The 14063-nt window shown below is 42.8% G+C and carries 10 protein-coding genes; 6 read left to right on the plus strand and 4 right to left on the minus strand.

Translation table 11 applies throughout. The features are described 5' to 3' along the window. The first annotated feature begins 686 nt into the window (after positions 1-686). The 4 genes from HUX64_RS06595 to HUX64_RS06610 all read left to right on the plus strand — a co-directional run bounded on the left by HUX64_RS06595 (position 687) and on the right by HUX64_RS06610 (position 3710). Positions 687-1898 carry a tyrosine-type recombinase/integrase gene (locus tag HUX64_RS06595; RefSeq protein ID WP_174625442.1) on the plus strand — a complete coding sequence of 404 codons (1212 nt, stop codon included), beginning with the start codon at positions 687-689 and terminating at the stop codon, positions 1896-1898. Positions 1899-1902: 4 nt separating this feature from the next. Further along, positions 1903-2109 carry a DUF2281 domain-containing protein gene (locus tag HUX64_RS06600; RefSeq protein WP_174625443.1) on the plus strand — a complete coding sequence of 69 codons (207 nt, stop codon included), beginning with the start codon at positions 1903-1905 and terminating at the stop codon, positions 2107-2109. Beyond that, positions 2099-2509, plus strand: coding sequence for a PIN domain-containing protein (locus HUX64_RS06605; protein WP_174625444.1), 411 nt, complete (start codon positions 2099-2101; stop codon positions 2507-2509). The genes HUX64_RS06600 and HUX64_RS06605 overlap by 11 nt, the downstream gene beginning before the upstream one ends. Before the next feature lie 331 nt (positions 2510-2840). After that, on the plus strand, positions 2841-3710 hold the full coding sequence (locus HUX64_RS06610; protein WP_217426448.1) for a hypothetical protein: 870 nt from the start codon (positions 2841-2843) through the stop codon (positions 3708-3710). A 168-nt stretch (positions 3711-3878) separates the two neighbouring features. On the opposite strand, the gene HUX64_RS06615 is transcribed toward HUX64_RS06610, so the two are convergent. The 4 genes from HUX64_RS06615 to HUX64_RS06630 form a co-directional block, all read right to left on the minus strand. Continuing rightward, complete coding sequence (locus HUX64_RS06615) at positions 3879-7295, minus strand: Tc toxin subunit A-related protein (protein ID WP_174625446.1); 3417 nt, start codon at positions 7293-7295, stop codon at positions 3879-3881. A 39-nt stretch (positions 7296-7334) separates the two neighbouring features. After that, on the minus strand, positions 7335-7769 hold the full coding sequence (locus HUX64_RS06620) for a neuraminidase-like domain-containing protein (protein ID WP_174625447.1): 435 nt from the start codon (positions 7767-7769) through the stop codon (positions 7335-7337). A 36-nt stretch (positions 7770-7805) separates the two neighbouring features. Then, complete coding sequence (locus HUX64_RS06625) at positions 7806-9833, minus strand: neuraminidase-like domain-containing protein (RefSeq protein ID WP_174625448.1); 2028 nt, start codon at positions 9831-9833, stop codon at positions 7806-7808. Positions 9834-9905: 72 nt separating this feature from the next. After that, positions 9906-13163, minus strand: coding sequence for a hypothetical protein (locus tag HUX64_RS06630; protein ID WP_174625449.1), 3258 nt, complete (start codon positions 13161-13163; stop codon positions 9906-9908). An 80-nt stretch (positions 13164-13243) separates the two neighbouring features. On the opposite strand from HUX64_RS06630, the gene HUX64_RS06635 reads away from it, so the two are divergent. Beyond that, on the plus strand, positions 13244-13510 hold the full coding sequence (locus tag HUX64_RS06635; RefSeq protein ID WP_174625450.1) for an AbrB/MazE/SpoVT family DNA-binding domain-containing protein: 267 nt from the start codon (positions 13244-13246) through the stop codon (positions 13508-13510). Then, entirely contained in the window at positions 13507-13947 is a 441-nt protein-coding gene (locus HUX64_RS06640) for a type II toxin-antitoxin system VapC family toxin (protein WP_174625451.1), read from the plus strand. The genes HUX64_RS06635 and HUX64_RS06640 overlap by 4 nt, the downstream gene beginning before the upstream one ends. Positions 13948-14063: the final 116 nt, after the last annotated feature.

A 14063-nucleotide genomic window follows, 5' to 3' on the forward strand; every position in this document is an offset into this window, starting at 1 on the left:
TCGGCTTGTAGCCTTTTTAAAGAACTTGATTCAATTCTCTGGTCTCGTTTTAAAAACTTCGTGGTTTACTGGAGCGTTACCCGGCTGGGTTTGACGCTCACTTTGCTGGGGTAAAATATCGAGCATATGGGGATAACGATATAAACAGCCCTCTGCTCATGAATAACCCCGCCTGGCAGAAAGCCAGAAAACGGGCAGCTCTGACACAAGTCAGAGTCCATGACTTAAAGCACATCTTCGGAAAGCGTTTGGGGGCTGTGAATGTCTTACATTTGAAGACCGACAGGATTTATTAGGTTATAAATCGAGCCGGATTACGACGCATTAATCGTCTGCGGAATTAAGTAATTTGATAGTGGCAGCGGAAAAGGTCTGCGCGGATGGGACACGCAAAAGTCACGCAATGATTTAAACAGAGAAATAAAAAGGGAATCGATAACGATGTAGATGATTGATTCCCTTGATTTTATTGGAGCTGGTGATGGGAATCGAACCCGCGACCGGCTGATTACAAATTTGGAGGCCTAGTGTTTCCTGCTGATTAATTAACCTTAACGAACCTTTACAATTCGCACCCTCAAGCCTATTATAACCTTAGTAGGGTTACATTAAATACTACTAAATTTTCTCTAATTCGTAACCCCGGTGTAACCCCATTCAGCTGCGTAACTTCAGAGGACTTAGATATGGCGGAGAACAAAATCAATTTCACGAAAGGGGCTTTGGACGCTTTACCCTTGCCTGCTAGTGGTCAGCGCGTAGCCTATCATGATGCAAAGACTAATGGCCTTCAAATCCGCGTCACCAGCACAGGGGTAAAAACTTTCTGCGTTTTTCGACGTATCAAAGCTGGTAATCCTGAGCGTGTTACTTTGGGGCGTTATCCTGATATGTCGATTGAACAGGCACGTAAAGAAGCAGCACGAATTAATGCACTGATAGTTGAAGGTATCAACCCTAACACGGATGTACGGGCGCTAAAAACAGAAACCACCCTGCAAGAACTGTTTGACGAGTTCCTGAAGCATCGGCGTAACCGGCGTGGTGCGTATCTGTCGGAAAAGACTAAACGTAGTTATCGCTATGATTTCGATCTTTATCTATCCAAATGGGGTAATCGTCAGTTGTCCATTTTTAAGGATACTGACTTTGGCAAGCTCCATACCGAGATAGGCAAGGAGCACCCCACTACAGCGAACCGCGTCATGGCAATGGCTTCTAGTCTGTTCGGATATGCCGCCGAGCGTAAGTTGTTCAAAGGAGCGAACCCGGCCCACGGTATCAAGAAGTTTCCTGAGACCAAACGCGACCGCTTTTTACAGTCCGACGAATTACCCGCATTCTTCAAGTCACTTGCCGAAGAACCGAATGACACCTTGCGCGACTATTTCCTTGTTTCGTTACTGACTGGTGCGCGGCGTTCCAATGTCCAAGAAATGCAGTGGAAGCAAATTCACTTTGATCGCGCAGAATGGCGTATACCCACCACTAAGAACAACAAACCCCAAACGGTGACACTCACGCCGGAGGTCATCGAAATACTAAACGCCAGGCAAAGCTGTGATTCTATATGGGTGTTTCCCGGCACTGGCGCTACCGGGCATTTGGTTGAACCCAAAAAAGCCTGGAAACGCGTCCTGGAAAGAGCCGGAATTGCCGATTTAAGAATTCATGACTTACGTCGAACATTAGGTAGCTGGCAGGCTAAAACTGGTGCATCATTGGTAATCGTTGGTAAATCGTTGAACCACAAATCGCCCAGCACTACTGCTATTTATGCCCGATTGGATTTAGACCCTATTCGTGCATCGGTCGAACGCGCTACCGGCGCAATGCTGACGGCGGCAGGCTTAAAACCAGCGGCGGAAATCTTGCCACTCAAGCAAAATAGAGGTTAATTCAATGAACATTGCAGAACGCATTTATGAAACCGTCAAAACTCTTCCCGAAAATACCGCGGCTGAGGTACTAAATTTTGCAGAAGGTTTAAAAGCCAAACAAGCTGAAGAGGAGCGTACACGCCGAGAAAATGCGTTAGCTGTTTTGGCGAAATATCGTGGTCGCTTCAAAGCTGGCAAATTCAACCGTGAAGAATGCTATGACCGCTAGAGTTTTTGCCGATACAAACCTGTTTGTCTATGCCGAATCGCAAGATCAGGATAAATCATCTCGCGCCATAGCAATTATTCAGGACGCGCCGGTAATAAGTACCCAAGTTATCAATGAAACAGTCAGCGTATTGACCAGAAAACATGGATTTTTATTATCAGAAGCTCATGAAATAGCGGGAAGCTTGCTGGACTTATGCGAAGTGGTTGCGGTTGATGCTCAAACGATTCGTAAAGCCATTGATTTGGCGAAGCGTTATTCACTGTCGCACTGGGATAGCCTGATTATTGCCTCTGCGTTGCTCGCAGATTGCCATACGCTATTTTCTGAGGATATGCAGCATGGACAAGTATTTGATAATCAATTAAAAGTGATCAATCCATTTATATTTTTTGATTAAATCGTTTCCAAAGTGGGCTATATGATTTAAAAGCTCATCAATGACTTATCGACTTTGTTGCAGCAAAAATTATAAAACTTAAATACGTCACAATATACATGACCGTAGGATAAGCATATTCAAATAGCTACAAGTCAACAAAATGTGCTTTATTAATATAACGCATATAGTGTTATTATCTTTATATCTCTTAGGAATCCTAATATTTCATTTGTTAGAACTGGTTTACACTGGCGCCATTACTAGGCAGTGATTACCACATACTATGGCAGTACCTGGACTTTCTTTTCGAGCTGATTGACTTTTTCATATTGAATAAGAAAAAAAATTGATGGACATAGCGAAAAGCAAAAATAAAGATGAAACCGTTGATGAAAATACCATCGAATTACTGTCGGTATATTTAGATAAAAATACAAGCAAATTAGAAAAGAAAAAATGGGACGACTTTTGTTGTTCTGGAAGATGGACAACATCTTTTATAGGAAAACAGGATAGTAGTTTTTTAGCGAGAAGAACCATTGGAGCTGCTTGTGCAAAGGTGTTTTCAATGGTCACAACAACAAAAGAGCCGCCTATAGTCACTGCCGGAAAAGTGAATAGTGTTAGGGAATCTGCGAAAAAATTGCATGTGCATATTCAAGAGCCATTACCTTATCCAGTGCAATCGACGACAACCGGTTTTAAAACTGGTCTTAATTCCCTTTTAGAGTGGCGTCATTCTGACTGCATATCGCTAACGTCACAGCGAGGAAAAATATGGCGACGATGGTGTGCGCATGAACTTGCAAGAGAGATGATAAGAGGCTTTGATGCAGCGCCGGACAAGTTAATTTCAGAATTGCTTTCGCTGCTATGGGGGACTGTTGATGACGCGTGGGTGCGAAGTATTTTATGTGCGGCAACCCGAGAAAACCTTCGCATTGAAATACGCCAGCAATTAGCTTATCAGACTGCTGACCGTATTGCTTCCAATCTTGCTGATGGGATCATTAATTCAATGAAACATGTTTGCACTGAAGAAGCAAAAGAACATGCTGAAATATTAATGGAGCAAGCTAAAAGATTGCTTTCAGGAAAATCACGCTTTGATGACGATGCGAGTGCAGTAGAAGCCGCAATTGAAGCAATCGGTTGTATGTCCGATCAAATCTACGCACAAACAGTTATCGCCGAAATAAAACGAATTGCCGACGATTGAAATTTGTGAACGATTGTTATTGATATTGCGTAGCAACGACATCTGACATCGGCAGACTGCGTTCGACCCTTCTCGGACAGCCAGCTTTAATACGTAATTTTGCACATAGCCGACTGTCATTTTGATATCGTTAATTTTTAATTGCCTTTCAACCTTGAAATCGCCGGATTAAAGTTTTGGCACTTTATATTTGATAACCAGTACTAGCTCCTCTAGCTTTTCTATTTGATCAGCGGCAATGGATAAATTAAACGTTTTATCAATCTTGATGTCTTCAGTTTTGCGGCGACATAAATTTATTTCGCTGCTTACCTTTGCCAAATCAATGGCAGACTGATCGATGCTTATTGTGTATGAGCCAGGATCGTCTTTAACCTGAGCTAAAAACATCACTTCTTCAATCGCAGGTTTATCGATGATTTGAACCATATAAGGCAATCGTGTTTTATCAATTTTCAAATCAATAGCCCCATTCTTTTTCAGCATATGCCATTCATTCGGTAGATCATGTTTCATGTTCAAGGCGATATGCAGGCCGGTCTCGTTGAGGGATTGGGAAATATTTTCTAATTGTTTTGTTATCGATTTATTTGCTAACGATTTAAGTCTTTCACCCCCCTCATTAGCAGTATACTTTAAATGAATGATGGCATCAGAGATGGTTTGATAATTGTATTGTCTGATGGATGGAAGCTCCAAGTGCCATTTACTGATAACACCAGCGCCTTCAAAAGGCAGATAACGTTTATCTTTAAAATTAAGTTCAAACATGCCGCTATCATTCTGAGCGCTGCTGACAGCTACTGCCTTAATCGGAATAATGTAAGTGCTAAACCGTTCGTCTGTTTCCTCAGTATTCTCTTCATAAGCGTTACCGCCAATGGCTGTATTTCGAAATTTATTTTCCAATAAATTCAAAGTAGCGTTGATGCCGGTATAAGGCCCTACAACGCAAGGTATTGATAGAGATAATGATTTAATCCGCCGTTTGTAATGCCCGGGGTAATCCAGATCAAAGATCGCTTCGGGTATCACAAACTCGCATTTGCCGGTTTCTCTTAGCTGAATTACCGCCAAAGGATCTAACTGATAGAGCGATAAGTGCTTGGTGATTTCATAATCGTAACCACGCTCGTTTTGATATGCTGCTTCCAATTGTTTTAGCCCGACATAGAGCTGTTCACCGGCCAGCAAACCTTCACGTCCAGCATCAAAATAACCGGCCTGAATGAAATTAGCACCGGTTAAGCCTCTTTCAAAACAATAAGTTCTCTCTGCCTTTTTGGCCAGATCATAAGCCAAGTTATAAAGTTGGTGGTACAAAGTTTTTAAAGTACCGCGCATCCAGGTGAATAGCTCTTCGTTGGTGTATTTATTCTTTAAAAATTCTTCGACTTCAGTCGCGTTGTCTATCGCTTTTTGTTGGTTGGTAATTTCCTGATTGGCAATATTAATGCGAATTTCCTGAGCAGTAATTTGCTTGTCGATTTGTTTTAGCTCGTAACCGGCAGAATTTGCTTGGAATACGCGTTCTTGTAAAGCGCGGGTGAAGCCCCCTTTTTTGCCTGCATTTGAGCTACCAAAAGACAAATCACTTGCGTGGACTTGAAGACCTCTTGCTACTGCTTGAGCAGCATTTCCAAACATTTGCCCATGAATTGCTACACCCGCTCCAATACCAATTGGTTTTACATCGGCACTCGCAACCGGAATCATATGAAGAATACTCGCCAAGGTTTCAACAATACCAATTCCCCTTTGCCAATCCTGTGCTTCACTTGCTTTATCCATATCTTCCTTTTCAAACGGAATCAGCTTTAATCCGCTTTCTCCATCTACTGTCACAATCTCATTAGGTAAACCGTTAAATTCGGCTGTATCATTTGGCACTAAACTTTCATCCAAACCGCTTAGCTTTAAATAATATTTCATCCTTGCTTCTGGAGTTTTACGGTTTTGTTGCAAGCTTTCGATATTTTTTTGCGCTTCTTCCAGTTGTTTCTTCTTAATTTCCATCATCAGATTCTGCATCACACCTTCATGCTTCGCCCGGATTAGCGCAATGGTTTCATTGTCCTTTTTTTCGATTGCGGAAAGCATCGCACCGCCTAATGACTTCAATTCATTACACAACTCCAGCGCTTTTTGCAGCAAGTAATAAAAGCGATAATTCGGCATCGGTGTATTAAGGTCATTCAATACGGAGGCGATGCTTAATCCTTGCGCAGCGGCTTTAACCAATAAAGCAGGATCAATTGGCGGTTCGAATAAGGGTAGTTTGCGGAAAACACCTTCGATATTAAGACAATGGCGGATTTTATATAACCGATCCGCCAAGGTATCCCAATAAGCCATTAGCTTGGGATTGTTAGGAATGCAAAAATATAAAGACGATGCTATGCCAAAGATATTGGCAAAAGCTATCTCATTATTGACTACGCCAAAAGGCAAAGAGGTTTGATTACTGAATGGCGCGGCTAATTCCAACTCCACCATCGCATTACCAAAAGCGTCCCATTTATCCAATAAGCCAAGATAAGTTTGCGGTTTGATTTTACCTCGTTTGGGTATCATCATAGGACGAGGCCCAAGAATACGCCCGGCGAGCACATAAAGCTGGGTGGCTTGATTGATGGTTTCAATCGTATCTTGACGGAAAAGGTAATCTCCCCAAGCCAAAAGGTTGTCGATGTATTTCATCACCACCCACTTCATGTAAGCGACCGGCCTGCTGCGCGCTACCACATGGGGCATAAACGGCTTGGTTCTCCATTCGTTAATGGTTTTATCGGCTGTATTTGGCTTAAGGTTATTGAAGATGCTGTCTAATATCTTTTTGCTATCAATTTTTTGAAATGGGCGGAATTGCCAAAACCGGTTATCTTCAGTACCGTCTGCAATTGGGTTGAACACAAAGTGAAACCACTTCATCGCCTCCTCATATTGCTGCGCTTTGCTTAATGCGTCGGCTAATAGTATCGGGGTATGAAAAAACAGTTCCCAATTGTAAAGGGAATAGGGGCGTTTGAGCTCATGATAAATACTGTTATCTGTAGAACTATCATTATCTGGGTCAAATTGGCCAAAGGCGTCTTCGGTCGCAGTCCCATCAGGAATCTTCGTAGTATCCAAGTTGTATTTAAAAAACTTCTTCAAATCGCCAGTTGAATTGACTATGCCAAGCAGATCATGCGTATAAGGATGATAAAAACTCAGTGAATTAAACTTCGCATTTGAATAATTTATTGAAACTTCATTACTTTCTACGGTAAAAGCAGCATCATCATTACCCCATCCGCTGCTAGTTAACTGCAATGATTGTATTTTTTTTGAAAATTTTTGAAATACAGTTGCCCCAGTTCCAAGATTATCAAATTCTGATTTTACACTTGAAGATAAATCGTACGTACTAGCGGCCTGATCATTATCTTTAAAAAAGCTGCCAGAAAAGGTAAATCCTAGGAAAGTATGTAAATCATTGTCTTCTTGGTCTTCAATATGGATAGTTACGCTTGTATTTGATGTTTCTGGGATAAAGATAAACTGGTCTATTCTCCTATTAGCTGTTAAGGCAGCATTTAGCACATTATTTGAAAGTTGCTTTTGCGTCCATTTACCATTCCTCTATTCACTCCATGCCATTTTGATTTCGTAGTATTCAGTTGGTTTTAGTTCCGTAGGTTTATTTTTTGCTGAAGTTTCAATAGATTGATTATTTAATAAATCATTGGGTTTTGTTTTCTTCATGATTTGTGGAAAAAACACAAGCAATCGTCCATTCCAAGCAACTGGCGTCAAATAGCAACCGTTGTTGATTACTTCTTTTTTATCGTTCTCCACATCATAACTTGGAATATCTACCTGCATTTTTTCCCAGGGATACCAATTCATTTCATCCAGGGCGAGATAGCGATAGTAAAAAATGAAAGGAGCATTACGGGTGCGGGAAAAAACATGTAGCTTGGCATTCTTACTCCATTGAATACCACCTGTTGATGTGGTTGGCCTAGTACCGTCTATGTATAACCCTACAACCTCCATATTCGCCACTTCATCCACTTTATAAAGATAAGATTTCAGCGCATCAGTTACATTTTACTTATTGATGTCTTTTTGTAAAAGTTCGCTTTCAAGCTCTTTGAAGAAAGGGCTTTTATCGTCACGCAGATTGCTTTCGATCCAGTTTTCCGGATACAAAAAGACTTTACGGTTGGCTTCCCACACCCTATATCGTTGCATCCACTCCCAACGCGACCTGTCCAATACATCAGGTGTAATGCCGTTATGTTCTTCCTCCAACCCAAGAAAACAACGCTGAACAAACAATTGCACCGATGAAAGTGCTTGCTTGATGCGCGAGGTTTCCATGCAGGCATCCATTTGTATATCAATCAGGAAATATTCAAACAAGCCTTCGGCATCGACGACATTCCAGGCAATCAATTCCGGCTGTTGCAATAAATAAGCCGTCAAGGCATCGCGTTGATGATTTCGGAGTTGGTCATTGAGTGGTTTGACGACTTGTTCCCAATCGGTTTGATTGTAACGAGCACGAATGGCATTTTTTATGCTGTCCGCAATTGTCCGGCATTTTTTAAAATTGGAAGAAGGAATCGCCCAATCGAAAAGCAGGTTGATGTCCATACCGATTTTATCGGCCACTTTCAAGGCTTTTTGCAACTTGAGCAGATTTTTTTCGTTACGGTAATCAGTTAACTTTGCAATGTTAAAATGATCAGCAGCGATTAATTTATCAATGCGCTCTTTCTTCCAGGTCGTTAGCTCAACTATTTTATCGCTCAGCTTACTAACGTCTGATGTTGAGTCATTCACCCAATGCCAAAAATCCAAGATGTTAATCTTCGCTTGCGGTAATGAATTGCGTAGCCGTGCGTAAGCTTCCAAGCGCAACCATTTATCAATCGATTTCAGTACATTGAAATCGAGTCCATCGAATTCTCCTTTGTGTTCATCTAAAAATCGAATTTCATCCGCGCTTAATTCAAAACCCGATACCAGCATGGCGGATTTTTTTAAGGCAATTAAGGCAGGTTCAGCTTGCTTTGAAGCAAAATCAGGAATTAAGGCGGATGAAGGAATTGCAGTAATCGCAGATGCGGGGGTTTTCCAGAAAATATTTTTCAGTTCTACGCCCGTCGTCGTTAGCTTATATAATTTGCCTGCCTGCAATTCTTCAGTATCGCTCCACCATTCATTGGTAGGGTCTTCCTGGACGGTAAAATGTAAAGCTACCCCATCAATGCTAATTACAGGGGCGGCATCGCTGTTTTTGATAATAAAAGTAAAGTTAGCGTGGGCAGCAGGAATTAAATATCCGCTCCAATTCGTTTCAGTTGGTTTTGCGCTGTCTTTGATTTTTTCAAAAATGGTATAAATCGGTTCGGCTGGCGTACCCAGCTTTAGTATTTTTGAGACCAACTCATCGGTTACTTTGCTCTCAAGTTCCGCATAAGCAGCCAAGGTTTCTATAACAAAACGATGCGTTAACTGCTGGCGTAAATAAGGTAAGAAAATTTCTAAAAACGCGATACGTTTTTGGGGCGCAGCGTTAGGGTCGGGGTCTCCTGCCGGGATTTTATCAATTGGCAGAGTGATATCACCAAATTTGATAATAACTTCCAAAGCTGCTTTTTCGGCGGCAGTTTTGGTTTTTTCATCTGCGAAGACTCCAGACAAAATCTCTTTAAATAATTTTGACTGTTGTTTTTGAATACGGGTAAGCGCCGCAGACCATGCTAGTTCTGTACTTAAATTTTTATAGTCGTTGATTTCTGAATCGGTTAAAACCCCTGTAATCTGAATACTGCCAAGGGCTTTGTCATATTTCAGTTTAGTTTTAAGCGTTTTGGTATCGGGAATGGTAAAGTCCAAATTCTTAGGCGCATTGGTCGTAAAGACATTCGTCCCTTCCAATACGCCGATCATTTTTTCGACAATACCCGTATCAAACAGCAAACTGGCTTTAGTCCGTACTAAGTCGCTGCTGGCTTGTTCTTGGATGTTAATTTTTTTCGCTTCTGCATCCAAAATTTTAGGATCAGCCGCTAAATCTTTATGCGCCTCGTCGATAGCGTTTAAACCGTCATATAAGGTCTTGCTCAACAGTAAAACCGTCTTTTGGCTAGGAGCGAACGGTTTCTTTTCATCATCGAAATTTCTAATAATGTAATTAAGTTATTGATAGGAAAAGCCTGCGTCCTCCATTTTTGCCCAACGTTCCATAAATTCGAACGAAGTGTCGGCATCTTTAAAAATATCGCCGAATAATGGCAATATGCTGAGAAAGGCAGGTATCCGCAATCCTAAAACTTTCGATAATAACCGGTAGCGGTACAACAGCGACAGATTAGCCAGCGATAACTTATCGTCCATGCCACTGTCTTGCTTAATCTCTTGGATATCATCAGCGGAAAGATTAAGCGCCGCCATCACTGCTGGTAAATGCTCAAGCAATTTGGCATCGCCTGTCAGGTAATTCCCCTTAGAATCTGCTTTGAAGACTTTATGGATGCCCAGGATGTTATGGGTTAGGAGCAGGCGTTGATACAGCGATTTTTTACCAGAAGTGCTGATAGACGTCCAAAAGCAGAGCTGTTTGATGAGATCAAGCCCGGTTAAGTCCAGGAGTTTTTTGACAGCCGCCAACTGGTGTATGAGTCTCGGATTGATATCGAAGACCTCAACGCAAATGTCTTCGTCGCACACACAATCACCGCAATCATTGCCCACATCATCACAATTATCAGAAGCGCTAGCATCACAAAGTATTTCGACAGGTTCGCTGACACTGCCATTAAGGGAAGCTTTGGTGACACTTAACCCGATGATCGCTTTATCAATCTCATCAATCGACCAGCCAAGCTTCCGCCACAAACGGAGAAATCGATGAATTTTGTCGTACTCAGGTACGGTGAGTGGCGTACCATCCAGATGTTGCAATAGAGCGGTATCGAGATTGCAACTATCTTTTTGTTCAGTGAAAACTAAATAGACTTCGTTATTGATGACCAGGAAAATACCTTTATCACCTTTTTCGCCAACGAAAAATAGTGAGGCTAGCGTTTTAACGTCAATTGGTGCATTCGCATCATTAAAAGTAACTTTGCCAGTCTGCTGATCAATCTTAGCGATTTCAACTAAATTTTTGTCCACAAAAGTCTGTGCCTTGTTATTTGGGCCATAAATTTTGCATTCTTTTACAATGGCAACTACACGGGCAGCATTTTCTACAGTATTGTTTGATTCGCGAAGTGTAAGGAAAATTTTCCCATCAACACACCCCCTTCCGTTCTCGATCACAATCATCTTGCGGATTTTTTCGAAATAGCATTTCGCCCAGCAAATGATGTCTTTATCGCAAATCTCTACTTGGTATTCACAGGTTTTTGGACAACTCAATGCCTTTTTACCGGTTAATAACTCGATTTGCTCTTTGATTAAAGGAACAAGATCGGCAAATTTTTCCATTTTTACCAAATCTTCCGCCATCTTATCGACGCCATGAATCCTGGCGTAGTTCTGGAGAAACCGGTAGCTGAACCGTAGACTTTCCATGATGGTTTTTGCCCTTCCTTTAGGCATGCAAGGGTTGATCGTCTCAGTAAGCAACAGATTGACCAAATTGTAATAGTCGATACCGGTACGCCGCAGAAACTCTTTTTTGATGAGCGTCAACCCGTTGTCGCTGAGCATTGTGGCTTCGTCATCATAGCCATAGTATTCATGCACCGGTTTTCCGTCGATGATTGTCCAATACTCTTGTTGAGTCAGCGCGGGGTTATTCTTCAGCTTTCTCATCAAATCGATACTTTCAAAGCATTCTTTGGTTAAGATGACATATTCTTCCTTGGTGATTTCCAAAAATTCGGCATCGGCGGCTCTGTCCAAGGCTTCGTCTTTCAGCTTGGTGAGTTCGGCATCGTCACCTGCGTTATTTTTCCTGAAGGTGTTGATCAACTCATAACGGCTGGTATCCAGGAACTTAAGATAACTTCTGGCTGCGTCAATCGGCTGATGGTAAGGCAAGGTGAAGGGATAGACTTCGCTCTTTAAAATGCAATAGGCTTTATATTCGGTATGCTGAGGCTCGGCTAACAGTTCGCTGCTGGTTTCATCGTCTACATTGAAAGGTTTGAGGCGCTTGAACGCCACATAGTTTTCCATGACCTCATTAACCAGGTCTACATAAAGAATCAGCGTATTGGTATTCTGGCAAGTGAGTTCCAGGCATCCTAAATCCGGCCTGCGGTTGAACAGCTTTTCTAAAGGCGTACCGGAAATATCCTTGGGGTCAAGTTTCTTAGCTAACGGATCGCCGGGTTTACGATCAGGATCGAGATTGTTGTTGCGCAGATAATTTAATAATTCCACATAGTAGGATGCCGGACTGTAAACTGAATTGCACTCGCCGCACTCGCAGAAATCGGCGTCGCCGAACAGCAAATCCCAGGATAGATTATGTTTGGTTATACTCTTATCGAGATACTTGCCGACAGAAAGCGGTTCTACCACAGAGCTGCCCACGGGCCTCATTATTTTTGCTTGCGGATGACCTGTTAAATTCAAGCTCTTATCGATCATTGCCACGCCGGTAGGCTGGGCGGCTTCTCTGCTCGACATCAAGAAATGTTCGTTGCGGACTTTGGTTTGCTGGGCGTTATGATGAATTTGCGCGATGGTATCCTCGTCCAGATCGCTTTCGCTAAAAGCGGCCATAAACTGCGCTTTAGGCAGGGCGGATATTTGCATGGCTGACTGCACTTTGGCGTTGAACAGCACCGGCACGGCATCTGGATCCTGACTGACGGCGGCGATCCGTTGCAAGATTTTTAACTGGGTTTTTACGGCATCCTGCCCATCGGCAGAAATATCTTTGAAGGCTGTTTCGTTTTTGATGAGTTCGTAAACGGAGGTGGTTTTGATATTGAACTCAGGCTGCTTGGTCAAGACGGCAGCAATATTGGCACCGGTGGCATCATTCAGGAACGGTACTTTAGGGTCTTTGACCAGATTGACCAGCATCGCGGTCGGCTCAATGTTAAAAAGGTCGCGGCGCAGGTTAAGCGCGAAAGCCCGTTTTTCTTCATCTGTTCCCGTATGCGCAGTTGCCTTGATTTTATCAATGAAGGCAGTTTTATCCAGCGAAATAGCAATATCGCGTAACGAATTCGTATCCTCGTCCTTCTGGAAAAGTGACACTAATTCAGCATTGTTATTACTCCACGCCGCAAGGTTGTGGGTAAATTCCAGCTTTTTGATCACCGTATCATTAAAGCCTTCCTTGCCGCTTAGTTCGGATTTAATGGCCGACCAGTTGCCGTTATGCTTGCTAAAGATTACCGCAAACACTTTTTTCTGTTTCTCGGCTTGCAAATCGAATTTAAAAAAGTCGATTTTTGGGTCAATTTTTATGGTTTCGCTTGTAGTTGCCATCGTATCCTCCTTAACAGGGAAGGTTTAATTCAAAATAAAAAGTGTCACATTATATTAATTCGTGCCATAATACTCATATCATGCCTAATACAACTATACAAACCGAAGTTCAACTAGGTCCCCAAGGACGCTTGGTCATACCTGCGCCGCTAAGGCGTTCGCTAGGTTTTGAGACCGGGGATAACCTTATCGTCCGAATGGAAGAAGGTCGCTTGATCCTGGAAAAAGCCGAAACCATAAAGCAACGGCTTAAAAGCCGCTTTGCCCAGTTGCCTGCTACTACCCATTTGGCGGATGAATTGCTTGCCGAACGGCGGGAAGCCGCCAAACGGGAAGCGGAAGAATGACAACGGTTCTCGATGCTTCGGCATTGTTGTGCTTTTTGCAATCCGAACCCGGCGCCAATGTGGTTGATGCGGTATTGCCGGAAGCCGTCATCTCCAGTGTTAACTGGGCGGAAGTCATGCAAAAATCGCTGGCGGCGGATGTCGATGTGAAAGGTCTGAGGGATGATTTGGCCGCCTTGGGGCTGACAGTTTTGCCTTTTACTGCCGAAGAAGCCGAAATCGCGGCGCAACTTTGGCAATCCACCCGGCAATACGGCCTGTCGTTGGGAGACAGGGCTTGTTTGGCGTTGGCAACAAGGCTTGATGCTCCCGTGCAAACCGCCGATCAAGTTTGGTCTATGCTGGAATTGCCGATTACCGTGCATATCGTTCGCCCGCCTCTTAGAAGCTGTTTGGAAATTCATCTTTTCGCCCATAAGGTATCAATACCCGAGTAATTTGAGTGAGGGGGCATGGCGGTATTTAAAACCGCATTTACCTGAGTCACTGGTAGGCAGACCCCGGCAATTAGGTCTTCGCCAAGTGTTGAACGCCATCCTCTATGTCTTGAAAA

Origin of the sequence: Candidatus Methylobacter favarea, assembly GCF_902806695.1 — a bacterium.
GTDB lineage: Bacteria > Pseudomonadota > Gammaproteobacteria > Methylococcales > Methylomonadaceae > Methylobacter_B > Methylobacter_B favarea.